General features: G+C 71.3%; 24 protein-coding genes. 13 read left to right on the plus strand and 11 right to left on the minus strand.

Translation table 11 applies throughout. The features are described from left to right. Positions 1-167: 167 nt before the first annotated feature. The 5 genes from Q8A52_RS23405 to Q8A52_RS23425 all read left to right on the plus strand — a co-directional run bounded on the left by Q8A52_RS23405 (position 168) and on the right by Q8A52_RS23425 (position 5,395). Positions 168-812, plus strand: coding sequence for a hypothetical protein (locus Q8A52_RS23405; RefSeq protein WP_316754799.1), 645 nt, complete (start codon positions 168-170; stop codon positions 810-812). Positions 813-992: 180 nt separating this feature from the next. After that, positions 993-2,342, plus strand: a complete 1,350-nt coding sequence (locus Q8A52_RS23410; protein WP_316754801.1) for an ABC transporter ATP-binding protein — start codon at positions 993-995, stop codon at positions 2,340-2,342. Positions 2,343-2,351: 9 nt separating this feature from the next. After that, positions 2,352-2,801: a DUF3574 domain-containing protein gene (locus Q8A52_RS23415; protein WP_316754803.1), complete on the plus strand. Its 450-nt coding sequence runs from the start codon at positions 2,352-2,354 to the stop codon at positions 2,799-2,801. 108 nt (positions 2,802-2,909) lie between these two features. After that, on the plus strand, positions 2,910-4,298 hold the full coding sequence (locus Q8A52_RS23420; RefSeq protein WP_316754805.1) for an aldehyde dehydrogenase family protein: 1,389 nt from the start codon (positions 2,910-2,912) through the stop codon (positions 4,296-4,298). A 14-nt stretch (positions 4,299-4,312) separates the two neighbouring features. Continuing rightward, positions 4,313-5,395, plus strand: coding sequence for a Zn-dependent alcohol dehydrogenase (locus Q8A52_RS23425; protein WP_316754807.1), 1,083 nt, complete (start codon positions 4,313-4,315; stop codon positions 5,393-5,395). Between the two features lie 35 nt (positions 5,396-5,430). On the opposite strand, the gene Q8A52_RS23430 is transcribed toward Q8A52_RS23425, so the two are convergent. The 3 genes from Q8A52_RS23430 to Q8A52_RS23440 form a co-directional block, all read right to left on the minus strand. Further along, positions 5,431-6,366: a DMT family transporter gene (locus tag Q8A52_RS23430; RefSeq protein ID WP_408649236.1), complete on the minus strand. Its 936-nt coding sequence runs from the start codon at positions 6,364-6,366 to the stop codon at positions 5,431-5,433. Between the two features lie 165 nt (positions 6,367-6,531). Further along, entirely contained in the window at positions 6,532-7,239 is a 708-nt protein-coding gene (locus tag Q8A52_RS23435; RefSeq protein WP_316754809.1) for an ArsR/SmtB family transcription factor, read from the minus strand. A 47-nt stretch (positions 7,240-7,286) separates the two neighbouring features. Further along, the gene (locus Q8A52_RS23440) at positions 7,287-7,928 is read right to left on the minus strand and encodes a TetR/AcrR family transcriptional regulator (protein ID WP_316754811.1); all 642 of its coding nucleotides are present in this window, start codon (positions 7,926-7,928) and stop codon (positions 7,287-7,289) included. A 101-nt stretch (positions 7,929-8,029) separates the two neighbouring features. Here Q8A52_RS23440 and Q8A52_RS23445 point away from each other — a divergent pair, with 101 nt between their 5' ends. The 3 genes from Q8A52_RS23445 (at position 8,030) to Q8A52_RS23455 (ending at position 10,225) form a co-directional block, all read left to right on the plus strand. Continuing rightward, the gene (locus Q8A52_RS23445; RefSeq protein WP_316754813.1) at positions 8,030-9,181 is read left to right on the plus strand and encodes an acyl-CoA dehydrogenase family protein; all 1,152 of its coding nucleotides are present in this window, start codon (positions 8,030-8,032) and stop codon (positions 9,179-9,181) included. A gap of 59 nt (positions 9,182-9,240) precedes the next feature. Continuing rightward, positions 9,241-9,528, plus strand: a complete 288-nt coding sequence (locus Q8A52_RS23450; RefSeq protein WP_263206983.1) for a YiaA/YiaB family inner membrane protein — start codon at positions 9,241-9,243, stop codon at positions 9,526-9,528. A 73-nt stretch (positions 9,529-9,601) separates the two neighbouring features. Beyond that, positions 9,602-10,225: a TetR/AcrR family transcriptional regulator gene (locus tag Q8A52_RS23455; RefSeq protein ID WP_316754816.1), complete on the plus strand. Its 624-nt coding sequence runs from the start codon at positions 9,602-9,604 to the stop codon at positions 10,223-10,225. Between the two features lie 25 nt (positions 10,226-10,250). Here the strand turns inward: Q8A52_RS23455 and Q8A52_RS23460 are convergent, their stop codons facing one another. After that, a complete protein-coding gene (locus Q8A52_RS23460) occupies positions 10,251-10,712 on the minus strand; it encodes a MaoC family dehydratase (RefSeq protein ID WP_316754818.1) in 462 nt (153 codons plus the stop codon). Between the two features lie 114 nt (positions 10,713-10,826). On the opposite strand from Q8A52_RS23460, the gene soxR reads away from it, so the two are divergent. Further along, on the plus strand, positions 10,827-11,285 hold the full coding sequence (gene soxR / locus Q8A52_RS23465; protein ID WP_316754819.1) for a redox-sensitive transcriptional activator SoxR: 459 nt from the start codon (positions 10,827-10,829) through the stop codon (positions 11,283-11,285). 54 nt (positions 11,286-11,339) lie between these two features. On the opposite strand, the gene Q8A52_RS23470 is transcribed toward soxR, so the two are convergent. From Q8A52_RS23470 to Q8A52_RS23480, 3 genes are all read right to left on the minus strand, one after another. Beyond that, positions 11,340-12,407, minus strand: a complete 1,068-nt coding sequence (locus Q8A52_RS23470; protein ID WP_316754821.1) for an RNA ligase (ATP) — start codon at positions 12,405-12,407, stop codon at positions 11,340-11,342. A gap of 81 nt (positions 12,408-12,488) precedes the next feature. Then, a complete protein-coding gene (locus tag Q8A52_RS23475) occupies positions 12,489-13,235 on the minus strand; it encodes a 3-keto-5-aminohexanoate cleavage protein (RefSeq protein WP_316754823.1) in 747 nt (248 codons plus the stop codon). A 56-nt stretch (positions 13,236-13,291) separates the two neighbouring features. Next, positions 13,292-13,894 (minus strand): hypothetical protein, encoded by a 603-nt coding sequence (locus Q8A52_RS23480; protein ID WP_316754825.1) that lies wholly within the window; start codon positions 13,892-13,894, stop codon positions 13,292-13,294. A 257-nt stretch (positions 13,895-14,151) separates the two neighbouring features. Here Q8A52_RS23480 and Q8A52_RS23485 point away from each other — a divergent pair, with 257 nt between their 5' ends. Next, on the plus strand, positions 14,152-16,938 hold the full coding sequence (locus tag Q8A52_RS23485; protein ID WP_316754827.1) for a penicillin acylase family protein: 2,787 nt from the start codon (positions 14,152-14,154) through the stop codon (positions 16,936-16,938). A gap of 103 nt (positions 16,939-17,041) precedes the next feature. Here the strand turns inward: Q8A52_RS23485 and Q8A52_RS23490 are convergent, their stop codons facing one another. Further along, on the minus strand, positions 17,042-18,367 hold the full coding sequence (locus Q8A52_RS23490; protein WP_316754829.1) for a serine-threonine protein kinase: 1,326 nt from the start codon (positions 18,365-18,367) through the stop codon (positions 17,042-17,044). A gap of 81 nt (positions 18,368-18,448) precedes the next feature. Continuing rightward, positions 18,449-19,684 (minus strand): exo-beta-N-acetylmuramidase NamZ family protein, encoded by a 1,236-nt coding sequence (locus Q8A52_RS23495; RefSeq protein WP_316754831.1) that lies wholly within the window; start codon positions 19,682-19,684, stop codon positions 18,449-18,451. Positions 19,685-19,819: 135 nt separating this feature from the next. Here Q8A52_RS23495 and Q8A52_RS23500 point away from each other — a divergent pair, with 135 nt between their 5' ends. The 3 genes from Q8A52_RS23500 to Q8A52_RS23510 are packed head-to-tail and all read left to right on the plus strand — an operon-like array spanning position 19,820 to position 22,869. Further along, positions 19,820-20,584 (plus strand): SDR family oxidoreductase, encoded by a 765-nt coding sequence (locus Q8A52_RS23500; RefSeq protein ID WP_316754833.1) that lies wholly within the window; start codon positions 19,820-19,822, stop codon positions 20,582-20,584. Then, positions 20,581-22,248 (plus strand): class I adenylate-forming enzyme family protein, encoded by a 1,668-nt coding sequence (locus Q8A52_RS23505; protein ID WP_316754835.1) that lies wholly within the window; start codon positions 20,581-20,583, stop codon positions 22,246-22,248. Before Q8A52_RS23500 ends, Q8A52_RS23505 begins: the two co-directional genes overlap by 4 nt. A 27-nt stretch (positions 22,249-22,275) precedes the next feature. Further along, entirely contained in the window at positions 22,276-22,869 is a 594-nt protein-coding gene (locus Q8A52_RS23510; protein ID WP_316754838.1) for a TetR/AcrR family transcriptional regulator, read from the plus strand. A 58-nt stretch (positions 22,870-22,927) separates the two neighbouring features. Here Q8A52_RS23510 and Q8A52_RS23515 read toward each other — a convergent pair whose 3' ends face one another. Both Q8A52_RS23515 and Q8A52_RS23520 read right to left on the minus strand, forming a co-directional pair. Beyond that, complete coding sequence (locus tag Q8A52_RS23515; RefSeq protein ID WP_316754840.1) at positions 22,928-24,151, minus strand: acyl-CoA dehydrogenase family protein; 1,224 nt, start codon at positions 24,149-24,151, stop codon at positions 22,928-22,930. Positions 24,152-24,156: 5 nt separating this feature from the next. After that, on the minus strand, positions 24,157-25,179 hold the full coding sequence (locus tag Q8A52_RS23520) for a phosphotransferase family protein (protein WP_316754842.1): 1,023 nt from the start codon (positions 25,177-25,179) through the stop codon (positions 24,157-24,159). Positions 25,180-25,327: the final 148 nt, after the last annotated feature.

Raw genomic sequence — 25,327 nt, forward strand, 5'->3', positions numbered from 1 at the left:
GCAACCACCCGGAGACCTCCGCGGCAGGGCGGCGGTCCCGGCGCTCCTTGAGCCGGCGGGGTGATGTCCGAGGAGGTGTGCGGCGCCGTTCCCGTGCGGCCCGGGGCGGATGTGAAAGGGAATCGGATGACGAGAGGTGTAGGAAAGCATCTGACGGAGGGCCGGCCATGTCGACTTCGTCCCTGCCCCGCAGAGCCGCCGCATGGACAGTGCTCACCGTTGCGGCGACCTTCCTCCTCGGCGCGCCGGCCGACGCCGCTCCCGGTGACGGCGGGGACGTCGAGATCCATGTGATGGGCACGGCCGTCGCCCCGCACCTCGACGGGCCGAAGATCTGCAGCCTCTATCTCGACGCGGTCGGCTTCGACCGTGCCCAGGGGATCGACTGGACCATCGAGCCACAGCCCGCGCGGCGGGGGGCCGTCACGCTCTCCAGTTCCCTGGCACTCGTCGACGGTGCCGCAACCTCGGACAACCTGCTGCTGCCCGCCGCGCGGTACAAGGTGAGCTGGACCGTCGTCCATGACAAGGGTGCGGGCGAGCACAAGGTCTTCGAGGTCGACTGCCCCAACGAGCCCGGCGGCGCTCCCAGCGGCAGCCCGAACGCCGCATCGGGCGGTGGCGGACCGGGGGGCGGCGACGGCGGCTCGAACGGCGGCTCGCCCGCCGACGGCTCCGGACCGGCCCGCGACAACGCCTTCAGCCCGGTCGCGGGTTCCGCCGCCGTGGGGCTGGCCGCGGTCGGCGGGGTGGCCTGGTTCAGGCTCCGTCGCCGCGCCCGTGAGCCGCACTCGACGGCCGGCACCCGCTGAATCGCACCATCCGTTTTCCTCCCCACCTGGCTGCAATCCGGGTATTCGGGTACGTGTCTTCCCCCGGCCGCACACATTCCGTTAACTTCCGTGACTCACAGGCCCCGTTCGACCCGCACGAGGCCTTCCACCACGGAGCACCGGCACCAGCGCTCTGGACAGCCCCCGGGGGCAGCAGCCATGACACGCGCCATCTCCCTGCACGACGTGAGCAAGTCCTACACGCGGGGCGTCCGCGTCGTCGACCGGCTGTCGCTGGACATCGCGCCGGGGGAGTTCCTCGTCCTGCTCGGACCCTCCGGCTGCGGCAAGTCCACCGTCCTGCGCATGATCGCCGGACTGGAGGAGATCGACGAGGGCGAACTGCTGCTGGACGGCGAGTACGCCAACGATCTGCAGCCGTCCGCCCGGGACATCGCGATGGTCTTCCAGAACTTCGCCCTCTACCCCAGCATGACCAGCCGGGACAACATCGGCTTCCCGCTGCGCATCGAGGCCCCCGGCGCGGACCCGCGCCCCCGGGTGGACGCCACCGCCCGGCTGCTGGGCATCGAGGACCTCCTCGACCGCTACCCCAGCCAGCTCTCGGGCGGCGAACGGCAGCGGGTCGCCATGGGCCGGGCCATCGCCCGCCATCCTTCCGCCTTTCTGATGGACGAGCCGCTGTCCAACATCGACGCCAAGCTCCGCAACCATCTGAGGGCCGAAATCTCCCAGCTCACCCGGGAGCTGGGGGTCACCACGGTGTACGTCACGCACGACCAGGCCGAGGCCATGTCGCTCGGCGACCGGGTCGCCGTACTGCGCGGCGGAGTGCTTCAGCAGGTCGGCGACCCGCGCTCGGTGTACGCGCTTCCGCGCAATGTCTTCGTCGCCGCCTTCATCGGCATCCCGCGCATCAATCTGCTGCAGGGACTCGTCCGAGCGCCGCTGGACGGGGCGATGACGATCAGCCTCGGCAAGCAGGCCCTGCGGCTGCCCGAACCGCTCAGCGCGGACCACCGGTTGCTGCGGGTGCAGCAGGGCCGCGAGGTGATCGTGGGCCTGCGTTCGGAGGCCGTCCGCATCGCCAAGCCCGCCTCCGCCCGGCCCGGCGAGGTGCCCATCAGCGGGCTGGTGGAGCACGTGGAGTTCCAGGGGCACGAGGTCCTCGTCCACTTCAGCACCGGTTCGCGCCCGGCCGTCGTACCGGAGTTGGAGGCCCCGCGCCCGGCCGCCCGTCCTTCGCGGCGCCGCCGTCGTGAGGGCCCGACGGTTCTGGAACGGCTCAGGGAGCGGGCCGGCGCGCTGCGCGCCGGGCCGGTGGTGGTCCTGGAACACCCGGCGGACGCCGAACCCGAACCGGCGCCCGCGGAGGGCCGGCTGCCCGGCGACCTCGTCGTGCGCACCACCCCCGACATCAGGCTCCGCCACGGCATGCAGGTCCCCCTCCTCGTCGACATCGCCCACCTCTTCGTCTTCGACCAGCACGGCGAACGCATCTGCCCGTCCCCGGCGCGGCTGCCCGACCTGGAGGAGTGGGCCCACTAGGGATGGGGGATGCGCAAGCGATTCACCCCCACCCGGGCCGCCCTCGCCACGGCCGGCCTTCTGCTGGCCGCCGCCCCGACCGCCTACGCCACCCTCGCCGAAGCCGATGCCCCCGCTCCGGTGCGCGGAAAGCCGTACGTCGAGTCCCGGCTCCTCTTCGGCACCGTGCGCCCGGACGGCGGCCCGGCCGTCACCGACCAGCAGTTCATGGCCTTCGTGGACAAGGAGGTCACCCCGGACTTCCCGGACGGGCTCACCGTGCGGGACGTGCGCGGGCAGTGGCGGGACGCGCACGGCACGATCGAGCGGGAGCGGTCGTACGAACTGGTTCTGCTGTATCCGGTGGGGCGGGCCGACGCGAACGACCGGAGCATCGAGGAGATCCGGCGGGCCTACGAGAAGGCTTTCGGTCAGGAGTCGGTGGGCCGGGTGGACGAAGAGGCCCAGGCCGACTTCTGATGTTCCGGAGCGTCCGCCACTCCGGAACGTCCGGTCCCCTCTGGCGCGGGAAAACTAACATCGCTAGTTTGTGGGTCGGACGACGCAGCCCCGCCGGGAGGAAGCAGCATGAAGTCACACGACGGCCTGTACATCGACGGCGCCTGGCGCCCCGCCGCCGGCCGGGACGTGATCGAGGTCGTGAACCCGGTCGACGAGCAGGTCATCGGCCGGGTCCCGGCCGGTACCGCCGAGGACGTCGACACCGCCGTACGGGCCGCCCGCGCCGCCCTCCCGGCCTGGGCCGCGACCGCGCCGGCCGAGCGGGCCGCACGGCTGACCGCCCTGCGGGACGTGCTCGTGGCCCGCAAGGACGAGATCGCCGAGACGGTCACCGCGGAGCTGGGCTCACCGCTCCCGTTCTCGCAGATGGTCCACGCGGGCGTGCCGATCGCGGTCGCGGGCTCCTACGCCGAACTCGCCGCGACCCACGCCTTCGAGGAGAAGGTCGGCAACTCGACCGTCCACCACGAACCCATCGGCGTGGTCGGCGCGATCACCCCCTGGAACTACCCCCTCCACCAGATCGTCGCCAAGGTCGCCCCGGCCCTGGCCGCGGGCTGCACCATTGTGCTGAAGCCGGCCGAGGACACCCCGCTCACCGCCCAGCTCTTCGCGGAGGCGGTCGATGAAGCGGGCCTCCCCGCGGGGGTGTTCAACCTGGTCACCGGCCTCGGCCCGGTCGCCGGACAGGCCCTCGCCGAGCACCCGGACGTCGACCTGGTCTCCTTCACCGGCTCCACGGCGGTCGGCCGGAAGATCGGCGCGGTGGCGGGCGCCGCCGTCAAGAAGGTCGCGCTGGAACTCGGCGGCAAGTCCGCCAACGTCATCCTGCCCAGCGCCGACCTCGCCAAGGCGGTGAACGTCGGCGTCGCCAACGTCATGTCCAACTCCGGCCAGACGTGCAGCGCCTGGACGCGCATGCTGGTGCACACCGACCGGTACGAGGAGGCGGTGGAGCTCGCCGCGGCGGCCGCCGCCAAGTACGGCGACCGCATCGGCCCGGTCGTCAGCGACAAGCAGCGGGCCCGGGTGCGCGGGTACATCGGGCAGGGCCTGGCCGAGGGTGCGCGTCTGGTCGCGGGCGGCGCCGAGTCCCCGCGCGAGACCGGCTACTTCGTCAGCCCCACCGTGTTCGCGGACGTCACCCCGGAGATGACGATCGCGCAGGAGGAGATCTTCGGCCCGGTCCTCACGATCCTCCGCTACGAGGACGAGGAGGACGCCCTGCGGATCGCCAACGGCACGGTCTACGGCCTCGCGGGGGCCGTCTGGGCCGGTGAGGAGGCGGAGGCGGTGGCCTTTGCGCGCCGCATGGACACCGGCCAGGTCGACATCAACGGCGGCCGCTTCAACCCCTCCGCCCCCTTCGGCGGCTACAAGCAGTCCGGTGTGGGCCGGGAACTCGGCGCGCACGGCCTCGCCGAGTACCTCCAGACCAAGTCCCTCCAGTTCTAAGGGAGTCCCGAGTCATGGCCGTACGTGCCGCCGTCCTGCCCGCCATCGGCGCCCCGCTGGAGATCACCGAGGTCGAGCTGCCCGACCCGGGCCCCGGACAGGTCCAGGTCCGCCTGGCCGCCGCCGGGGTCTGCCACTCCGACCTGTCCCTGTCCGACGGCACCATGCGGGTGCCGGTCCCGGCCGTCCTCGGGCACGAGGGCGCGGGCACCGTCGTCGCCGTGGGCGAAGGGGTCACCCATGTGACGCCCGGCTCCCCGGTCGTCCTCAACTGGGCTCCATCCTGCGGCAGTTGTCACGCCTGCTCGCTCGGTGAGGTCTGGCTGTGCGGGAATGCGCTGGGCGGGGCCGCCGACGTCTACGCCCGCACCGTCGACGGCATGGACCTCCACCCCGGCCTCAACGTCGCCGCGTTCGCCGAGGAGACGGTGGTCGCCGCCTCCTGCGTGCTGCCCCTGCCGGAGGGCGTGCCGCTCGCGGACGCCGCCCTCCTCGGCTGCGCCGTCCTCACCGGCTACGGCGCCGTCCACCACTCGGCGCGGGTCCAGCCCGGCGAGACGGTCGCGGTGTTCGGCGTGGGCGGAGTCGGCCTCGCCACTCTCCAGGCGGCCCGGATCGCGGGTGCCACGAGGATCGTCGCGGTCGACGTCTCCCCGGCGAAGGAGGAACTGGCCCGCGCGGCCGGTGCCACCGACTTCGTTCTCGCCTCCGAGAACACGCCCCGCGAGGTCCGTGCCCTCACCGGCAAGCAGGGCGTCGACGTCTCCGTGGAGTGCGTGGGCCGCGCGGTCAGCATCCGGGCCGCCTGGGATTCCACACGCCGCGGCGGCCGCACGACCGTCGTCGGCATCGGCGGCAAGGACCAGCAGGTCACCTTCAACGCCCTGGAGATCTTCCACTGGGGCCGGACCCTGTCCGGCTGTGTGTACGGCAACTCCGACCCGGCCCGGGACCTCCCCGTGCTCGCCGAGCACGTACGGGCGGGCCGTCTGGACCTGGGTGCGCTCGTGACGGAGCGGATCGGGCTGGAGGGAATCCCGGCCGCGTTCGAGAACATGCTGGCCGGGAAGGGCGGACGGGCGCTGGTCGTGTTCTGACGGGGCGGCCGGCCGGCCGTGTTCCGACGAGGCGGTCAGGAGACGCTCTCGGGCCGTGGCTCCGCGGCCGCGGCCCGGGACGTCCGGGCGCGAGGCCGGGACCGCGACACGGCCACACCCGCCAGACACAGCACACCGCCCGCCAGGGTGAGCAGCCCCGGCACCTCGCCGAGCGCCAGCCAGGACATCAGCACGACCACTGCGGGAACGGCGTAGGTGGTCGCGCCCATCCGGCTGGCGGTCGTCCGGGCGAGGGCGTAGGCCCAGGTGGTGAAGGCCAGCGCGGTCGGAAAGACGCCCAGATACACCATGTTGAGCGTCGCGGAGAGCGGTGCGTCGGTGGCGTCGTGCACCAGCTGCCCGGCGAACGGCAGGCACACCAGGGCTCCGACCAGACACCCGAAGGCCGTCACCTGGAGCGCGCTCGCCCGGGCGAGGGAGGGCTTCTGGGCGACCACACCGGCGGCGTACGCCACCGCCGCGAGCAGGCACAGCACCACGCCCAGCAGCGAGGAACCGTCGCCGCCCGACATCGACAGCCCCACCGTCACCGCGCCGCCGAACGACACGGCCATCCCCGCCAGCAGCCGCGGCGGCATCGGATCGCCGAGCAGCCGGGCCCCGAGCAGGGCGATGAGCAGCGGGCCGACGTTCACCACCAGGGCCGCGGTGCCGGCGTCCACCTGCTGCTCGCCCCAGTTCAGGACCACCATGTAGAAGCCGAACCACAGCAGCCCGGATATCGCGATCCCGCGCCAGGCCGATCTCGGCGGCCACCCCTCCCGCCGTACGAGGCAGAACACGCCGAGCGCCAGCGCCCCGGCGAGCAGCCGCCCGAGCGCCAGGGCGCCCGGCGAGTACGCGTCCCCCGCGCTGCGGATCGACACGAACGCGGAGGCCCACAGCACGACGCTGACGGTTGCCGCACCGGTGGCGAGCAGCTGGGGGCGGGTTGAGGAGGCGTTCATCATGCTCCAGAGGCTAGGAGGGGGGTGAGTCGGGGGCTCGCGAATTTCGGACGGCCAATCCCCCAGGGGCGCGGGGCCGTCCGATATGCGGCTCCGCCGCGTGGGCGCGACCGGCCAGAACGGAGCCGCACCCGGCACACCACACAATCCCCACCCCCGTAGCCGGACTCAGCACAACGCCCCCCGCTCGATCCCCAGCAACTCGGCCATCGCCCGCTCCCCCGACGGAGTCACCTTCACCGCCCGCTCGGAGCCGATCCGTACGCACCACCCCGCGTCCAGGGCATGGCGGCACAGGGCCGCGCCCGCGACCCCCGCGAGGTGGGGCCGGCGTTCCGTCCAGTCGAGGCAGGCCCGGGCCAGGGGGCGTCGCCCGGCGCGGTCGAGGGCGATACCCGCCGAGCCGAACCAGTCGAGGCCGGCTTCCGTGAGCGCGAACCCCGTGTCCTGCCGGAGCAGCCCGCGCTCGGTCAGCGCGTCCGTGAGCGCGATGCCCAGCCGCCCGGCGAGGTGGTCGTAGCAGGTGCGGCCACGGGCCATGGCGGACCCCGCGGTGGACTCCCGCAACGTGCGCGGGCGCCGGGCCACGGGCGCGACATGCGCGGCCAAGTCCTCGATCAGCTGCGCGGCCCGGGCGTCGGCCAGCCGTACGTACCGGTGCCGCCCCTGCCGCTCCTCGGCGAGCAGTCCGCCCGCGACCAGCCTGCCCAGGTGCTCGCTCAGCGTGGACGCGGCGACGCCCGCGTGCCGGGCCAGCTCACCGGCCGTCCAGGCCCGCCCGTCCAGCAGCGCCAGCAGACACGCCGCCCGCGTCTCGTCCGCGATGAGCGCGGCCAGCGCCGCGAGTCCGCGCGCCCGGGGGTCCTTGGTGGTCATGCGCCCCAGGATGCGGCACCGACACTTCGGCAGCCGCCGAAGTGTCCTTACGAGGCCGGTCCGACCTGCGCGTACTGCTGGGCCAGCCCGTCCAGCAGTGCCGTCAGCCCCGTCTCGAAGGCGCGCTCGTCGATCTTCTCCTGCTGCTCGGCGAGGAGGTGGGCCTGCCCGAGGTGGGGGTAGTCGGCGGGGTCGTAGGCGCTCTCGTCGTCCACGAAGCCCCCGGCGAACGAGCCGAGCGCCGAGCCCATGATGAAGTACCGCATCAGCGCGCCGATGGAGGTGGCCTGCGCGGGCGGCCAGCCGGCGCCGACCATCCCGCCGTAGACGGCGTCGGCGAGCCGCAGCCCGGCGGGGCGGCGGCCGGGCCCGGTGGCGAGGACCGGGACGATGTTCGGGTGGTCGCGCAGGGCGGACCGGTAGGAGACGGCCCAGTCGTGCAGCGCGGTCCGCCAGTCCCGGCCGTCCTCGAACATCGACAGATCGACCTGGGAGCTCACCGAGTCCGCGACTGCCTCCAGGATCTCGTCCTTCGTGCGGAAGTGGTTGTAGAGCGAGGGCCCGCTCACCCCCAGCTCGGCGGCGAGCCGGCGCGTGGAGACGGCCGCCAGGCCCTCCGCGTCCACGAGCTCGCGTGCCGTCTCGATGATCCGGTCGGGGCTGAGGAGGGGCTTGCGCGGTCGGGCCATGGCGCACATAGTAGGGCTGCAGCTGGAAACTAGCAGTGCTAATTTAAATGTACGGCTTTCAAGGTCGCCGTGCGTTCCTTCAACCGTGGGGTGATCTCGTCGTGAACCTGGAACTCAGCGAGGAGCAGACCGCCGTCCGGCAGCTCGCCCGGGACTTCGTCGAGCGGGAGATCGCCCCCCATGTGGTGGCCTGGGACCGGGCCGAGGAGGTCGACCGGGGCATCGTGAAGAAGCTCGGCGAGGTCGGCTTCCTCGGGCTGACCATCGACGAGGAGTACGGTGGCTCGGGCGGCGACCACCTGGCGTACTGCCTGGTCACGGAGGAGCTGGGCCGGGGCGACTCCTCGGCGCGGGGGATCGTGTCCGTCTCCCTCGGCCTCGTCGCGAAGTCCGTGGCGGCCTGGGGGAGCGAGGAGCAGAAGCGCCGCTGGCTGCCCGGCCTGACGTCCGGCGAGTACGTCGGCTGCTTCGGCCTGACCGAACCCGGCACCGGATCCGACGCGGGCAACCTCTCCACCCGGGCCGTCCGCGACGGCGAGGAATACGTCATCAACGGCACCAAGATGTTCATCACGAACGGCACCTGGGCCGACGTCGTGCTGCTCTTCGCCCGCTCCACGGACGCCCCCGGCCACAAGGGCGTCTCGGCCTTCCTGGTGCCCACCGACACGCCGGGCCTGACCCGGCACACCATCCATGGCAAGCTCGGCCTGCGCGGCCAGACCACCGCGGAACTGGTCCTGTCGGACGTACGGGTCCCGGCCTCGGCGATGCTGGGCGAGGAGGGCAAGGGCTTCACGGTCGCCATGTCCGCGCTCGCCAAGGGGCGTATGTCGGTCGCCGCGGGCAGCGTCGGCATAGCGCAGGCCGCCCTCGACGCGGCCGTGCGGTACGCCGGCGAGCGCGAGCAGTTCGGCAAGCCCATCGCCCGTCATCAGCTGGTGCAGGAGCTGATCAGCGACATCGCGGTCGACGTGGACGCGGCGCGGCTGCTGACCTGGCGGGTCGCCGATCTGATCGACCGCGGTCTGCCCTTCGCCGTGGAGTCCTCCAAGGCCAAGCTCTTCGCCTCCGAGGCGGCTGTCCGCGCCGCGAACAACGCCCTCCAGGTCTTCGGCGGCTATGGCTACATCGACGAGTACCCGGCGGGCAAACTGCTGCGCGACGCCCGGGTGATGACCCTCTACGAGGGCACCAGTCAGATCCAGAAGCTGCTCATCGGGCGGGCGCTGACCGGGGTTTCGGCCTTCTGAGTACGTCTCTGAGTACGTCGGCGGATGTGCCGGGGCCCACGCCCGACGAGGCTCTCCCCATGAGTGACACACCGGTCAAGCAGCAGAGTACGGCCGCGTTCTACGGGCAGGCCGTCGCCTCCTTCGCCATCGCGATGGCGGCCACGTCCATCGGCATCTACCGGCTGGACACCGACGCCTGGGTCCGGGCCTTCCTGGCCATCGCGGTCCTGTACCTCGTGACCTCCGCCTTCACCCTGGCCAAGGTGATCAGGGACCGCCAGGAGGCCGGGCAGATCGTGAGCCGGGTCGACCAGGCGCGGCTGGAGAAGCTCCTCGCCGAGCACGACCCCTTCGAGAAGATCTGAGCAGGCACTCTAAGCGACCGCTCACCTTCGGCGGTATGGTGTAGCTCCTGTCGGCGAGAGGGGCGAACGAGCGATGAGTACGGCGGAGGAGACGACCGGCGGCGAGGTCGAGCCGTGGGAAGAGGTCACCCCTGACGCGGCCCGGCGGCTGCTCGTCGCCGCCGTGGAGGCCTTCGCCGAGCGCGGCTACCACGCGACGACGACCCGGGACATCGCGGGCCGCGCCGGCATGAGCCCGGCCGCGCTCTACATCCATTACAAGACCAAGGAGGAGCTGCTCCACCGGATCAGCCGGATCGGCCACGACAAGGCCCTGGACATCCTCCGTACGGCGGCCCAGCGCGAGGGCACTGCGACGGAGCGGCTCGCCGACGCCGTGAGCTCCTTCGTCCGCTGGCACGCCGGGCGCCGCACCACCGCCCGTGTGGTGCAGTACGAGCTGGAGGCGCTCGGGCCGGACGCCCGCGCCGAGATCCTCGCGCTGCGCCGCCAGGTCGACGCCGAGGTGCGCGGCATCATCAACGAGGGCGTCGAGTCCGGCGAGTTCGAGGTGCTGGACATCCACGGCACCACCCTCGCGGTGCTGTCGCTGTGCATCGACGTGGCCCGCTGGTTCAACGTGGACGGCCCCCGGACGCCCGAGGAGGTCGGCGCGCTCTACGCCGACCTCGTCCTGCGGATGGTCGGGGCGAAGTAGGCCCCGGCCCGCCGGGCGCCCGGGGTCAGACGTAGTAGCGGGCGACCGACTCCGCGACGCAGACCGGCTTGTCACCGCCCTCGCGTTCCACACTGAAGGCGACGGTCACCTGGACGCCGCCGGTGACGTCCTCGACGCCGGTGATCTTCGCGGTGGCGCGCAGCCGGGAGCCGACCGGGACGGGCGAGGGGAAGCGGACCTTGTTCGTCCCGTAGTTCACGCCCATCTTCACGCCCTCGACCGAGATCAGCTGCGGTCCGAACAGCGGCAGCAGCGACAGGGTCAGATAGCCGTGCGCGATGGTCGTCCCGAACGGCCCCGCGGCCGCCTTCTCCGGGTCGACATGGATCCACTGGTGGTCGCCGGTGGCCTCCGCGAAGAGATCGATCCGCTTCTGGTCGACCTCGAGCCAGTCGGTGTACCCCAGCTGCTCGCCCACGGCCGCCTTCAGCTCGTCGGGGGAGGTGAAGATCCTCGGTTCTGCCATGTTCCCGGCCTCTCGCGTCGCGGAATCACAAACCCTAAGCAACTGCTTAGCATGGTCGGCGACGGAACCGATGTCAACGGACGGCGCGGATGATCGGTAGGTAGGCTCTGAGAGGTGCCCCAGATCCCCGAGAAGATCCACGAGCTGACCGTGGGCCAGCTGTCCGCGCGCAGCGGCGCCGCCGTCTCCGCCCTGCACTTCTATGAGTCCAAGGGCCTGATCAGCAGTCGGCGCACCGCCGGCAACCAGCGCCGCTACACCCGCGACACGCTGCGCCGCGTCGCCTTCGTCCGGGCCGCCCAGCGGGTCGGCATCCCCCTCGCCACGATCCGCGAGGCCCTCGCCGAGCTCCCCGAGGAACGCACCCCCACCCGCGAGGACTGGGCCCGCCTCTCAGAAGCGTGGAGATCCGAGCTCGACGAGCGCATCAAGCAGCTGAATCGTCTCCGCGACCACCTCACCGACTGCATCGGCTGCGGCTGCCTGTCCCTCGACACCTGCGTCCTGTCCAACCCCGACGACGCGTTCGGCGAACGGGGGCCGGGGTCGCGCCTGCTGCTGGAACGCCGGTGAGAGCCGTTGCCCGGCGCCGGCACCAGTGCCGGCGCCGGGCAACGGCGGCACGACTCACTCGTACTCGGTCCCGCCCTTCCGCGTCAGGTAGGCCGGACTGACCGCCTTCGCGATGGCCCGGCCCCCGGTCACGGGGCTGTACCGCTCGACGGCGGGCCGTACGACCACGCCCTCCCGCAAGTGCAGGTTCCGCCCGGACACCGTCTCCCGCCCCGTGGCGAACTCCAGCACCCGATCGATGTCGTACGGCCCCTCGTACAGCCGTGGCACCAGCGGCAGCTCCCCCTTCAGCAGCTCCACCGCGTCCAGCCACCGCACGGCACCGTCGATCTCCGCGGACACGTCGAACACCGCGTACCCGAGCGTCTCCCGGCGTCCGTCGGCCCCGTACGTCAGATCCTGCACTCCCGCTCCGTACACCTCCCCGAAGACGCCGACGCGCCGCGCCCCGAGCCGCTCCGCGAGTCGCGCGGCCGCCTCGGCGACCCCGTGCCCCCGGATCGCCCGCCAGTACAGGTTCCGCGGATCCTCTTTCAGCGCGAGGGACTTGGCGCCGAAGCCCTTCGAGGACACGAACACCCGGCCCTCGTCGGCGACATACGTCAGCAGGCACGCCGAACCGTGCAGCTTCTCCGTCAGGACCACATCCTCGCCCGCGGTGAATATCCCGGGGTAACGCTGGATGTTCTCGATGTCGACCCAGGGCAGCAGATCCGGCGCGGACTCGACGTCGCCGTTCATGGTCGGCGGGATCGGCGGCACCCACTTGGTGATGCCGAGCGCCTCCGCGAAGTCGGTCCCCTCGGCCGCGGCCCGCGTCAGGTCGACGTCCGCAAGCGCCTTCGGCCTGCACACGATGCCCTGCGACAGTTCCCCGCGCAGCCGCACCGCCTTGACCCGGTCCGCGTTGCCGCCCGCCAGCCGTCCGGTCAGCCCGAGCTCCTCGATCAGCCCGGCCGGGAGCACGGACTGCTCGGGGATGTAGACCGCGGCCTCACCGGTGCGGAAAGCGCCCTTGGCGACGACCGCTCGGTACAGGCCCACCTGGGCCAGTTCGAGCGCATCGGCGTTCGGATGCTCATGGACGGTCAGCACTTCGGCGGTGACGCGCAGCGTCGACATGTCGGACTCCTCGGGCGTGGTTCATCAGGCGTGATTCATCGCCTCCCACTGTCCGGACGGGAAACGGATGGAGCGACCGGTTTATCCGTTGCTAGAGTCGCGCCCCTCGGCCGACGACCGGTACTGGGCCAGCGCCTCCGTCACCAACTGGGCGTTGGAAGCGGCACGTTGACCGTCCGGCAGGAGCAGGGTGTCCTCCAGGCCCATCCGTGCGGCCAGCCCGAGCCGCCCGGCCAGCCGCAGTACGGGCCAGGCGCCGCGGTCTTCGCCGTGCAGCAGGACGGGGCGGCCGTGAACGTCACCCAGCAGGGACAACAGCGCGCATGCGGACGCCTCCGCCGTGGCCGCGTCCGTGTCCGTCACCTCCGCGAGGACCCGCAGCACCTTCGGGCCGAGCGGCGAGGCGGCAAAGCGGGCCGCTCCGTGCGTGCCGGACCAGATGCCCGCCTCCACGCCGATGCCCCTGGTGAGCAGCTGCTCGGCGATCTCTTCGGCGCCCGTTTCATGCCAGTTGACCGAGGCGTGGTCGGGCAGCGGTGCGGACCAGCCGCGTACTTGCTCGAGACGGGCCGCCGTATCGGGCTCCGCCCAGGCGCCCGTGGTCACTCCGACCGGCACGGACACCCGTGCCCGTACGGCCTCCAGGGTGGTCGCGACCATGCGCGGGGAGAGACTGTCCCGTCCGCACGGTGTCCGCGGATGCACATGAATGTCCGTGGCCCCGGCCGCGACGGCCTCCGCCGCGGACTCCGCCAGCGCCGCCGGTGACAGAGGCACACACGCGCCATCGGCGCCCTCCCGGCGCCCGTTGAGACACACCTGCACCACGTCACGGTCTCATTCCGGTAGGGGGTGCGGCATCCCCGGCGCACCCCCGACATGCCTCAGGCCGACACGAGCAGCCTGCCGCGCCTGGCGTAGGCCAGCGCCTCGGGGGTGAGCACGGGCCGGGGTACCAGAATCCCGCAGTCCGCGCAGACCGGACCCGCCGAGGGTTCGTGGTCCAGGTCGTACTTCCAGATGAGGCGCTCCCCGTCGCACACCGGGCAGGACGAGCCCGGTTCGCGTTCCAGGGCGGCGATCAGCCGTCGCAGCACCTCGGCCAGTGGTTCATGGGGGTGGACACGCGGGTCGTCGCACCAGGCGACACCGAAGCCGCCCCAGGTCAGCCGGTGCCAGTCGTCCACGCTGCCCGGCCGGCGCAGCCCGTCGTGCTTCTCCTTCTTGCGGCGCTCGGCGAACTCGACCTCATAGGCGAGCCAGACCGCCCGCGCCTCCTCCAGTTCATCCAGCGCGGCCACGAGACGCGCCGGATCGGGGGACCGGTCCTCGGGACCGAACCCGGCCCGGGAGCACAGATGGTCCCAGGTCGCCCTGTGTCCGTAAGGAGCGAACCGCTCCAGGCACTTGCGCAGTGAGTAGCGCCGCAGCGCCAGGTCGCACCGCGGATCTCGCACCTGTCTCGCCAGACTCCGGAAACCGGCCATCGCCCTGCACCTCCGTCACACCTGCACCTGTTCTTCGGTCACTTCGGCGTCGTAGTAGGGACTTCGCTCGACGTCGCCGAATAGACGTATCGACACACGATTCGGCTCCATTCGATTTCCGATGCCGTCCATAAGGCCTCCCGGGTTGACCCGCCGGGCAACACCTAGGGCGGCTCCAAAAAGTGACGCATGTTCATCTTCAATCTCGGGGATACCGGCGGTAACGTCCCGCCAACACCCGTTCCCCAGGAGCTGCCATGGCACGGCGCACCCCACGCAACGCGTTGTTCACCAGACTGAGAACTCCCCGCAGGCTCACCGGGTTCCTGAAAACGGCATCCGTATGCGTGCTGATCGCGGGTCTGCTCTCCCCGCTGACCCAGGCGACCGCCGCCGCGGCCACGGCCTCCAACGACTACTGCGGCGGCCAGTGCTCGGACATCCTGCCGCCCGGTGAGAACGGCAACGCGACCCTCGCCCAGATCCTCCTCAACCAGATCTTCGGCACCCAGCCCGACCACGCCGAGGACCAGCTCGGTCCCTATGGCAGCCTGGCCACGGGCTACTCCGGGCTCACCGACGCGAAGATCAACACGTTCTTCAACGACGCGTCCTTCGGGGTCGCTTCCGACCAGGTCGCCTCCACCGAGAAGCCGGCCAACCGCGGCGACGTGACGATCGTCCGCGACAAGAAGACCGGTGTGCCGCACATCACCGGTACCACCAGATACGGCACCGAGTTCGGTGCCGGGTATGCCGCCGCTGAGGACCGGCTGTGGCTGATGGACGTCTTCCGGCACGTCGGACGCGGCCGGCTGACCACCTTCGCCGGCGGCGCGCCCGCCAACCAGGGACTTGAGCAGGAGTTCTACCGCAACGCCCCCTACACCGAGGCCGATCTCCAAGCCCAGATCGACAACGCCGTCGCCGGCAACGGCGCCCGCGGTCAGCAGGCCCTCGCCGACGCCAACGCCTACCTCGCCGGCATCAACGCCTACATCGACGCCTCGGACAGCGGCCGCTACTTCCCCGGCGAATACGTCCTGACCGGACACAAGGACTCGATCACCAACGCCGGCACCATCGACCACTTCAAGATCACCGACCTGGTGGCGCTGGGCTCGGTCATCGGCTCGCTCTTCGGCTCCGGCGGAGGTGGCGAGGTCAACAACGCGATCTCCCTGATCGCCGCCCAGTCCAAGTACGGCGTGGAGGAGGGCACCAGGGTCTGGGAGTCCTTCCGGGAGCGCAACGACCCCGAGGCCGTCCTGACCGTCCACAACGGCGAGAGCTTCCCGTATGTGACCAAGCCGGACAGCCCCCAGGGCGAGGCCCTGCCCGACGCCGGTTCGGTGACCCAGGAACCGCTGGTCTACGACCGTACGGGCAGCGCGGGCAGCTCGAGCGCGACCAGTGCCTCGGCCAAGGCGGCGGCCACCACCCTGAGCTCCGCCAAGCGCGGCATGTCCAACGCCCTCGTGGTGAGCGGCAAGTACACCGCGAGCGGCCACCCGGTCGCCGTCTTCGGACCGCAGACCGGCTACTTCGCCCCGCAGCTGCTCATGCTGCAGGAGATCCAGGGCCCGGGCATCAGCGCCCGCGGCGCCTCCTTCGCGGGTCTGAGCATGTATGTAGAACTCGGCCGCGGCCAGGACTACTCCTGGAGCGCGACGACCTCGGGCCAGGACATCATCGACTCCTACGCCGTCGAGCTGTGCCAGGACGATTACCACTACCTGTACCACGGCACCTGCACGGCCATGGACAAGGTCGAGCAGAAGAACGCATGGAAGCCGACGACCGCCGACGGGACCGCCGCGGGGTCGTACACGATGCGGGTGTGGCGCACGAAGTACGGGCCGGTGGAGTACCGGGCGACCGTCGGCGGCAAGAAGGTCGCCTACACCACCCTGCGCTCCTCCTATATGCACGAGGCCGACTCCATCATCGGCTTCCAGATGCTGAACGACCCCGACTACGTCAAGGGCCCCAAGGACTTCCAGAGCGCGGCGCAGCACATCAACTACACCTTCAACTGGTTCTACGCCGACTCCCAGCACACCGCGTACTACAACAGCGGTGACAACCCGGTGCGGGCGAACGGTGTCGACGCCGAGTTCCCGGTGTGGGGGCAGGCGGCCTACGAGTGGAAGAACTGGAACCCGGCCACCAACACGGCCGACTACACCCCGGCCTCCGCGCACCCCAACTCCGTCGACCAGGACTACTACGTCTCCTGGAACAACAAGCAGGCCAAGGACTACACGACCGCGCCCTGGGGCGACGGGTCGGTGCACCGCGGCAACCTGCTGGAGGACCGGGTGAAGAAGCTGGTCGCGGCCGGCGGGGTGACCCGGTCGGCGCTGACGAAGGCGATGGCCGACGCGGCCCTTGCCGATCTGCGGGCCGAGGACGTGCTGCCGAAGCTGTTGAAGGTCGTCAACAGCTCGCCGGTGACCGACTCCACGGCCGCGGCGGCGGTGAGCAAGCTGCAGGCGTGGGTGACAGCGGGCGCCAGGCGCACGGAGACCTCGGCAGGTTCGAAGACCTACGCCGACGCGGACGCGATCCGGATCCTGGACGCGTGGTGGCCGCTGCTGGTGAAGGCCGAGTTCGAACCCGGTCTGGGCAGCGACCTGTACACCGCCTTCTCCAACAACCTGCCGATCGACGAGGCCCCGTCGGCCGGGCACGGCCCGACCGGCTCGCACGCCGGCAGCTCCTTCCAGTACGGCTGGTGGAGCTATGTCGACAAGGACATCCGGGCGGTGCTCGGCGAGTCCGTGCAGGGCGGACTCGCGCAGAAGTACTGCGGCGGCGGCAGCCTCACGTCGTGCCGGGACACCCTGATCGGCACGCTCAAGACGGCGGCCGGCATGACCGCGGCCCAGGTCTACCCCGGTGACGACCAGTGCTCGGCGGGCGACCAGTGGTGCGCCGACTCGATCGTCCAGCGCACCCTGGGCGGCATCAAGCACGGCAGGATCAGCTGGCAGAACCGCCCGACCTTCCAGCAGGTCGTGGAGTACACCTCACACCGGTGACGCCCGCACGGCGGCGGGTCACGTGATGCGGCCCGCCGCGTACCGGTCTCCGACCGAGCCTTGGTCTCTGCGGTCGGCTGCTTCACCTCCGCACGGCGGCGGGTCAGGTGATGCGGCCCGCCGCCAGCACCACCTTTGCGAGTTCGGTGTGCACGATGTCGCTGTGTGCGCCGGCCGGCGGGCCCCCGCGTCTGACGACCGCCGCCGCGTCGATGTTCACGCAGCCCGACGAGGGGAGCGGGCCGCGCAGGGCCGTGGCGAGGTCCAGGGCGCGGGTGCCCGGTACAGCCTGGACCCCGTCGTGGCCCATCGCGCCCCACTTGGGGCCCAGGGTCCGGCCGAGGTCGAAGCCCGCGAAGGACTCGTCGTCGTCCGCCATCCGTGAAGCCAGCGGGTAGAGGGTGCCGAGCGCCGAGTCGAAGTGGGAGTAGCAGCACACCAGGGGGCCGTCGATCCGGTTCTGCTGGCCCTGCAGCACCCCTCCCGCGCGCGGGTCGTGCGGCAGCCGTGCCGCGAACGCGTAGTGCGAGAAGGCTCCTTGGAACAGCGTCACGGACTTCACCGTGTGCACGCCTTGGGGCAGCCCGCGCAGGGCGAACGACACGAGCCGCCCGCCGAAGCTGTGTCCCACGAGATGCACCCGTGCGTCCGGTGCCGCAGTGGCCAACTGCCCGATCACCCGCCCCAGTCCACGTTCCCCGACGGTGCCGGCCCGCCGCTTCATCGCGTAGTACGTCGCCTGCCGCAGCAGCTCGCGGGCCCCGTTCCAGGGGTTGGGCAGCGTGAACTCCGCCGTGGCGCCGCCGGAGCGGAGGTACGCCAGCGCCTCGGCGAAGTCGTCGCAGACCGTCGCCGTGTCCCCGGTGAACAGCACGGGGTCGCTCTGCGGCACGCCCTCCGCGAGCGTGTCCGCCGCGAACAGTGGCTGCGGCCCGCCCGGCGCCACCTCGACCAGCAGCCGCACCAGCCGCCCGAACTCCTCCAGTTCGGACTGGTCACCGGGCTGCTGGTCCAGCATCCGGGCGATCTGGTCGACCACCGTCGCCCGGCCCGGAAAGGTCTCGAGGAGAGCATGCCGGGTGTCCTTGTCCAGCGCCGGGCGCGTCGCCGCCTCGGCCTCCGAGGCCACCACGGACTTCGGGAAGTCCGGGATCGGCTCGTCGCAGAACCGCATCGACGGCCAGATCACACCCACGTAGCCGAGCTTCGCCTTGGAGGCCAACTGTGGGACGGGGGCGAAGAACTGGCGGTACAGCCCCGTCGCGCCCGCCCGGTCGTTGTTCCAGCCGTGCGCGAAGACGATCAGATCACGGACGGCGCGGCGCGGGACCTCGTGCAGCAGCCGGTCCCGTTCCCGGCCGTCCACGTCTCCGTCCGCGTCGAAGGTCAGCTCCCAGTAGGGAGTCACGCTCGTCCCAGGATCCGCCATGACAGGCTCCCTCGTCCCCCGAAGTGGTGCGATGTGCGCGCATCGTCCCGCCGGGGGGCAAGATTGGCCATACGTCGCGGCTCACCTGTAGAGCAGATATTCCTTTCGAATCAGCCGGAACGCCGCCAGCTCGTCCTGCCAGGCGGCGACCACCTCGTCCGCGCCCGCACCCGCGTCGATCGTCGTGCGCACCCGGGTGGACCCCGTGAGCTTGTCGATCCAGTTGTCGGACCGCCAACCGAAGCCGCTCCAGACCTTCTTGGCGGTCACCAGGAGCGCGATCCCGGTACGCACGGGGTCGTACGCGTCCCGGTCGTGGACATGGATCTGCACACCCCCGATCGTCCTGCCCTGGAACTTGGAGAAGGTGGGAGCGAAGTACGCCTCCCTGAACCGCACGCCCGGCAGACCGAGTTCGTTCGCCGCGGCCGCCCAGCGCCCGTCGATGCCCTCCGCGCCCAGCAGTTCGAAGGGCCGCGTCGTGCCGCGTCCCTCGGACAGGTTGGTCCCCTCGAAAAGACACGTCCCGGAGTAGACGAGGGCGGTGTCGGGCGTCGGCATGTTCGGGCTCGGTGGCACCCAGGGCAGCGCGGAGGCGTCGTAGAAGTCCGACCGCTTCCAGCCCGTCATCAGTACGGTCTCCAGCGCGACCGGCGTGCTCAGGAACTCCCCGTTGAACAGCCGCGCCAGCTCGGCGACCGTCGTCCCGTGCGCCTGCGCGATCGGCTCACGCCCGACGAAGCTCGCGAACTCCTTGTGCAGCACCGGCCCTTGGGCGGACCGCCCGGTCACCGGATTCGGCCGGTCGAGCACCACGAACCGCTTGCCCGCGAGCTGCGCCGCCGCCATGCAGTCGTACAGGGTCCAGATGTAGGTGTAGAAGCGCGCCCCGACGTCCTGGATGTCGAAGACGACCGTGTCGACGCCGGAGGCGGTGAAGATGTCCGCCAGCGGCCGGCCGCTCTTGAGATAGGTGTCGTAGACCGGCAGCCCGGTCGCCGGGTCGTCGTAGCGCCCCTCCGAGCCGCCCGCCTGCGCCGTGCCGCGGAAACCGTGCTCGGGGCCGAAGACGGCGGTCAGCCGCACGCGCGGGTCGGCATGCATCACATCGACGATGTGGCGTACGTCCTTGGTGACGCCGGTCGGATTGGTGACGATGCCGACGCGCTGTCCATCCAGCAGGGTGTACCCGTCGGCGGCGAGGCGTTCGAACCCGGTGCGCAGCCGCCCGTGACGCTCTCCTCCGGCCGGCGCCGACGCGGGCGACACGGCTGCCGCCGTGGCCGATGCCAGGAGACCTCGTCTTGACAGGCGCATGGTTGACCTCCGTAAGTGGGGCGGGAGCGGGTCGTCAGCGGTCCCTGAAGGTGTTCCAGTCGCCCTTCCGCTTACACATACCGACTGGTTAGTCTGGCTCGGCAGAGCCGAGTCGCGTCGCTTCGAAGGAGACCGATGATGGAAGCCGTGCAGGACGCGGGAGTGGTCGTCACCGGAGCGGGCGGGGGCATCGGGGCCGCGCTGGCCCGCCGGTTCGCCGCCGCGGGCGCCCGGGTCGTCGTCAACGACCTGGACGCCGGCAAGGCCGGGGCCGTCGCCGACGAGATTGGCGCGATCGCGGTCCCCGGCGACGCCTCCGCGATCATCGGCGCGGCCCGCGAGGCACTCGGCGGCACGGTCGACATCTACTGCGCCAACGCGGGCCTCGCCTCCGGCGGCTCCGAGGCGGCCGAGGAGACGGTCTGGGCACGGGCCTGGGACGTCAACGTCATGGCCCATGTACGCGCCGCCCAGGAACTGCTCCCGGCCTGGCTGGAGCGCGGCAGCGGCCGCTTCGTCTCCACCGTCTCCGCCGCAGGCCTGCTCACCATGATCGGTGCCGCCCCGTACAGCGTCACCAAGCACGGCGCGTACTCCTTCGCCGAGTGGCTGTCGCTGACGTACCGCCACCGCGGCCTCAAGGTCCACGCGATCTGCCCGCAGGGCGTGCGCACCGATATGCTCGCCGCGACCGGCAGCGCGGGCGACCTGGTCCTCCAGCCCACCGCGATCGAGCCGGAGGATGTCGCGGACGCCCTCTTCAAGGGCATCGAGGACGACCGCTTCCTGATCCTGCCGCACCCCGAGGTCGCCGGGTACTTCCAGGCGCGGGCCACCGACCCCGACCGCTGGCTGACGAACATGAACCACATCCAGCAGAAGTGGGAGGAGACCCGGTGACCGAGTCCTGTTACGCGGCCAAGCCGTGGCTGAGCCTCCTGAGCGACGTCCAGCGCGCCCCCGTTGCCCCGGACGACTCTCTCGTGCACGCGCTGCGGCGCGTGGTCGCCGAGGCTCCGGACCGTGCCTTCCTGGCCTACTTCGACGGCCGTCTCAGCTACCGCGAGGTCGACGAGCTGAGCGACTCGGTCGCCGGTCATCTCGCCGCCCGCGGCCTGGAGCGCGGCGACCGGGTCGCCGTCCTGCTGCAGAACTCCCCGCACTTCGTGCTCGCCGTCCTGGGCGCCTGGAAGGCGGGAGCCACCGTCGTCCCCGTCAACCCGATGTACAAGTCGGCGGAGGTCGCCCATGTCCTGCGGGACGGCGAGGTGGCCGCGCTGATCTGCTCCGACCGGGCCTGGGAGTCGTATCTGCGCGAGACGGCCGCCGCATCGCCGGTGCGGATCGTGCTCACCGGCTGCGAGCTGGACTTCCAGAGCCGCGACGACGCGCGCGTGCTGGCCTTCGAGCGGATGCCCCCGGCCGCCGACGCCGACGACCTCGTCACCGTGGCCCGGCAGGGCGGCAAGGCACCCGAGGGGCGGGACCCCGGCCCCGCCGACATCGCCCTGATCAGCTACACCTCGGGCACCAGCGGCACCCCCAAGGGCGCCACCAACACGCACGGCAACATCATGTTCAACGCCGAGCGGCAGCGGACCGGCCTGGCCCTGCCCGAGGCGCCGGTGTACTACACCCTCGCGCCCCTGTTCCACATCACCGGAATGGTCTGCCAGTTCGGTGCCTGCCTCAACAGCGCGGGCACCCTGGTGCTCGCCTACCGCTTCGAGCCCGGCGTGGTCCTGGAGATGTTCGCCGAGCACCGCCCGCACTACACGGTCGGCCCGTCCACCGCCTACATGGCGCTCGCCGCCCACCCGGACAGCACCCCGGAGCACTTCGCCTCCTTCGTGAACATCTCCTCGGGCGGCGCCCCGGTGCCGCCCGCCCTGGTCGAGAAGTTCCGCGCCGGCTTCGGCCCGTACATCCGCACCGGCTACGGGCTCACCGAGTGCAGCGGGCCCTGCGCCTCCGTGCCGCCCGGCCGGGAGGCGCCCGTGGACCCGGTCTCCGGGACCCTGGCCGTGGGCGTGCCGGGCCCGGACTCGGTCGTCCGCATCATCGACGACCAGGGCGCCGAGGTCCCCTTCGGCGCACAGGGCGAGATCGTCGTGCGCGGCCCGCAGGTCGTGCCCGGCTACTGGCGGCGGCCCGAGGCGACCGCCGAGACCTTCCCGGACGGCGAACTGCGCACCGGCGACATCGGGTTCATGGACGAACAGGGCTGGGTGTACGTCGTCGACCGCAAGAAGGACATGATCAACGCGTCCGGCTTCAAGGTGTGGCCGCGCGAGGTCGAGGACGTCCTCTACACGCACCCGGCGGTGCGCGAGGCGGCCGTCGTCGGGGTGCCGGACGGATACCGCGGGGAGACCGTCAAGGCCTACATCAGCCTCCGTCCGGGTGCCGAAACCGACCCCGACGCACTTGCCGTCTACTGCAAGGAGAGACTGGCGGCCTACAAATACCCGCGTCAGGTGGAGATCCTGCCCGACTTGCCCAAGACGGCAAGTGGGAAGATCCTCCGTCGGGAACTTCGTTCCCGAGCGCACGAAAGCCGGTGAGGCATGACGGAAAGGCAGGTGGCGGCAGTGCCCAGGACTACGGACGGGGACGGGGCTCCTGTTCCGCAGCGGCTCCTTGCCGCCGCCACCCGGCTCTTCGCCGAGCAGGGTTACGACCGCACCTCGGTGCAGGAGATCGTCGAGGCGGCCGGCGTCACCAAGGGGGCGCTGTACCACTACTTCGGGTCCAAGGACGACCTTCTGCACGAGGTGTACGCGCGCGTGCTGCGCGTCCAGCAGGAGCGGCTGGACGCCCTCGCGGACGCGGACGAGCCGGTGGAGAAGCGTCTGCGGGCCGCGGCCGCGGACGTCGTCGTCACGACGATCGAGAACCTCGACGACGCGATGATCTTCTTCCGCTCGATGCACCATCTGAGCCCAGAGAAGAACAAGCAGGTGCGCGCCGAGCGCCGGCGCTACCACGAACGCTTCCGTGCGCTCATCGAGGAGGGCCAGGAGGAGGGCGTCTTCTCCAGGGCGACCCCGGCCGACCTGGTCGTCGACTACCACTTCGGCTCGGTCCACCACCTGTCGACCTGGTACCGCCCCGACGGCCCCCTGAGCCCCCAGCAGGTCGCCGACCACCTGGCGGACCTGCTGCTGCGCGCGCTGCGGCCGTAGCGGTCGGCGAGCACACATGAGGGGCGGCCACCGGTGGTGGCCGCCCCTCACCTGTTCGTCAGAGGTACTTCTTCAGCTCGCGCCGAGCCAGTGAGCGCTGGTGGACCTCGTCCGGGCCGTCGGCGATCATCAGGGTGCGGGCCGCCGCGTACAGCTCGGCCAGCGGGAAGTCCTGGCTGACGCCGCCCGCGCCGTGCAGCTGGATCGCACGGTCGATGATGTCGACGACCGCACGGGGCGTGGCGATCTTGATGGCCTGGATCTCCGTGTGGGCGCCCCTGTTGCCGACCGTGTCCATCAGCCAGGCCGTCTTCAGGACGAGCAGCCGCAGCTGTTCGACCGCGACCCGGGCGTCCGCGATCCAGTTGTGGACCACGCCCTGCTGGGCCAGCGCCTTGCCGAAGGCGGTGCGGGACACGGCCCGGCGGCACATCAACTCGATCGCCCGCTCGGCCATGCCGATCAGCCGCATGCAGTGGTGGATACGGCCCGGACCGAGGCGCGCCTGGGCGATCGCGAAGCCGCCGCCCTCCTCGCCGATCAGGTTGGACACCGGCACGCGCGCGTGATCGAAGATCACCTCGGCATGGCCGCCGTGCGAGTGGTCCTCGTAGCCGAAGACCTGCATCGCCCGCTCGACGGTGACACCCGGGGTGTCGCGCGGGACCAGGACCATGGACTGCTGACGGCGGATGTCCGGGCCGTCCGGGTCCGTCTTGCCCATCACGATGAAGACCTTGCAGTCCGGGTTCATCGCTCCGGAGATGTACCACTTGCGCCCGGTGATGACGTACTCGTCCGTACCGTCGGAGGCGCGCTCGAGGAGCGTGGTGATGTTGGTGGCGTCCGAGGAGGCCACCTCCGGCTCGGTCATCGCGAACGCCGAGCGGATCTCGCCCGCCAGCAGCGGCTCCAGCCACTGCTTTTTCTGCCGCTCGTCGCCGAACTGCGCCAGCACCTCCATGTTGCCGGTGTCCGGCGCGGCGCAGTTGGTGGCGGTGGGCGCCAGGTGCGGCGAGCGGCCGGTGATCTCGGCCAGCGGGGCGTACTGGAGGTTGGTGAGCCCCGCGCCGTACTCGGCGTCCGGGAGGAAGAGGTTCCACAGGCCCTGCCTGCGCGCCTCGGCCTTCAGTTCCTCCACCACGGCGGGCGTGTCCCAGGGCGACGCCAGCCGTGCGCGCTGCTCCTCCGCCACCGCCTCCGCCGGGTAGACGTACTCGTCCATGAAGGCGAGCAGCTTGCGGCGCAGCTCCTCGGTGCGCGCGTCGAACGCGAAGTCCATGCCGGTCAGCCTTCCTGCAGCGTGGTCAGTCCGTGGTCGATGAAGACGGGCACGAGGCCGCCGATGCGGTCGAAACCGCGCCCGACCGTCTGGCCCAGCGTGTACCGGTAGTGGATGCCCTCCAGGATCACGGCGAGCTTGAACCAGGCGAAGGCCGTGTACCAGGAGACGGCGGAGACGTCCCGCCCGGAGCGGGCGGCGTAGCGCTCGATCAGCTCGGCCGGAGCCGGGTGCCCGGCGGCCTCGGCGGTGGTGGAGACGGGCGAGTCGGGCGTGCCCAGCGGCATGCTGTACATCACCAGCAGGCCCAGGTCGGTGAGCGGGTCGCCGAGGGTCGACATCTCCCAGTCGAGGATCGCCTTGATCTTGTCGTCGGACCCGATCAGGACGTTGTCGAGCCGGTAGTCGCCGTGCACCACGGCGGGCGCGGGGGAGTGCGGCAGCTGACGGCCGAGCGCCGCGTGCAGCTCGTCGATGCCCGCGAGCTCACGGTTGCGGGAGGCGTCCAGCTGCTTGCCCCAGCGGCGCAGCTGGCGGTCCAGGAAGCCCTCCGGGCGGCCGAAGTCCGCCAGGCCCACTTCGGCGGGGTCCACCGCGTGCAGCTCGACCAGGGTGTCCACCAGGGAGAGCACCGCGTTGCGGGTGCGCTCGGGACCCAGCGGCGCGAGCTGGTCGGCGGTGCGGTACGGCGTGCCCTCGACGAACTCCATGACGTAGAAGGGCGCCCCGAGCACCTCCTCGTCCTCGCACAGCAGCACCGGACGCGGCACGGGCACATTCGTCGGGTGCAGCGCGCTGATCACCCGGTGCTCGCGCTTCATGTCGTGCGCGGTGGCCAGGACATGGCCGAGCGGGGGACGCCGTACGACCCACTTCGACGTGCCGTCGGAGAGCGCGTAGGTGAGGTTCGACCGTCCGCCCTCGATCAGCCGGCCGGTCAGGGGGCCGTTCACCAGACCGGGCCGTTCACGGTCGAGCAGGCCGCGCAGCCGGTCCAGGTCGAGTCCGGGCGGGTGGTCGGGGCTCATACTTCGCTCCTACGAACGGATTCATCAGGACCCGACTCATGATGCCGACCGGTCGGTATGCCGTCCAGTGGGGGAGCCAAACGTGATCGGTGCCACGATAGGCGGACGGCTCCCGGCGCAGGGTGCGTGGGAGCCGCCGACCGTCGGA

It is taken from the genome of Streptomyces herbicida (assembly GCF_032656585.1).
GTDB classification, from domain to species: domain Bacteria; phylum Actinomycetota; class Actinomycetes; order Streptomycetales; family Streptomycetaceae; genus Streptomyces; species Streptomyces herbicida.

Coding starts and splice junctions, on each gene's coding strand:
- Q8A52_RS23425 (WP_316754807.1), top strand. CDS start 4,313: ATGGCCGTACGTGCCGCCGTCCTGCCCGCCATCGGCGCCCCGCTGGAG.
- Q8A52_RS23470 (WP_316754821.1), bottom strand. CDS start 12,407: ATGTCGACGCTGCGCGTCACCGCCGAAGTGCTGACCGTCCATGAGCAT.
- Q8A52_RS23455 (WP_316754816.1), top strand. CDS start 9,602: ATGAGTACGGCGGAGGAGACGACCGGCGGCGAGGTCGAGCCGTGGGAA.
- Q8A52_RS23460 (WP_316754818.1), bottom strand. CDS start 10,712: ATGGCAGAACCGAGGATCTTCACCTCCCCCGACGAGCTGAAGGCGGCC.
- Q8A52_RS23520 (WP_316754842.1), bottom strand. CDS start 25,179: ATGAGCCCCGACCACCCGCCCGGACTCGACCTGGACCGGCTGCGCGGC.
- Q8A52_RS23495 (WP_316754831.1), bottom strand. CDS start 19,684: ATGCGCCTGTCAAGACGAGGTCTCCTGGCATCGGCCACGGCGGCAGCC.
- Q8A52_RS23485 (WP_316754827.1), top strand. CDS start 14,152: ATGGCACGGCGCACCCCACGCAACGCGTTGTTCACCAGACTGAGAACT.
- Q8A52_RS23450 (WP_263206983.1), top strand. CDS start 9,241: ATGAGTGACACACCGGTCAAGCAGCAGAGTACGGCCGCGTTCTACGGG.
- Q8A52_RS23415 (WP_316754803.1), top strand. CDS start 2,352: ATGCGCAAGCGATTCACCCCCACCCGGGCCGCCCTCGCCACGGCCGGC.
- Q8A52_RS23490 (WP_316754829.1), bottom strand. CDS start 18,367: ATGGCGGATCCTGGGACGAGCGTGACTCCCTACTGGGAGCTGACCTTC.
- Q8A52_RS23515 (WP_316754840.1), bottom strand. CDS start 24,151: ATGGACTTCGCGTTCGACGCGCGCACCGAGGAGCTGCGCCGCAAGCTG.
- Q8A52_RS23480 (WP_316754825.1), bottom strand. CDS start 13,894: ATGGCCGGTTTCCGGAGTCTGGCGAGACAGGTGCGAGATCCGCGGTGC.
- Q8A52_RS23440 (WP_316754811.1), bottom strand. CDS start 7,928: ATGGCCCGACCGCGCAAGCCCCTCCTCAGCCCCGACCGGATCATCGAG.
- Q8A52_RS23430 (WP_408649236.1), bottom strand. CDS start 6,366: ATGATGAACGCCTCCTCAACCCGCCCCCAGCTGCTCGCCACCGGTGCG.
- Q8A52_RS23410 (WP_316754801.1), top strand. CDS start 993: ATGACACGCGCCATCTCCCTGCACGACGTGAGCAAGTCCTACACGCGG.
- Q8A52_RS23420 (WP_316754805.1), top strand. CDS start 2,910: ATGAAGTCACACGACGGCCTGTACATCGACGGCGCCTGGCGCCCCGCC.
- Q8A52_RS23435 (WP_316754809.1), bottom strand. CDS start 7,239: ATGACCACCAAGGACCCCCGGGCGCGCGGACTCGCGGCGCTGGCCGCG.
- Q8A52_RS23500 (WP_316754833.1), top strand. CDS start 19,820: ATGATGGAAGCCGTGCAGGACGCGGGAGTGGTCGTCACCGGAGCGGGC.
- Q8A52_RS23405 (WP_316754799.1), top strand. CDS start 168: ATGTCGACTTCGTCCCTGCCCCGCAGAGCCGCCGCATGGACAGTGCTC.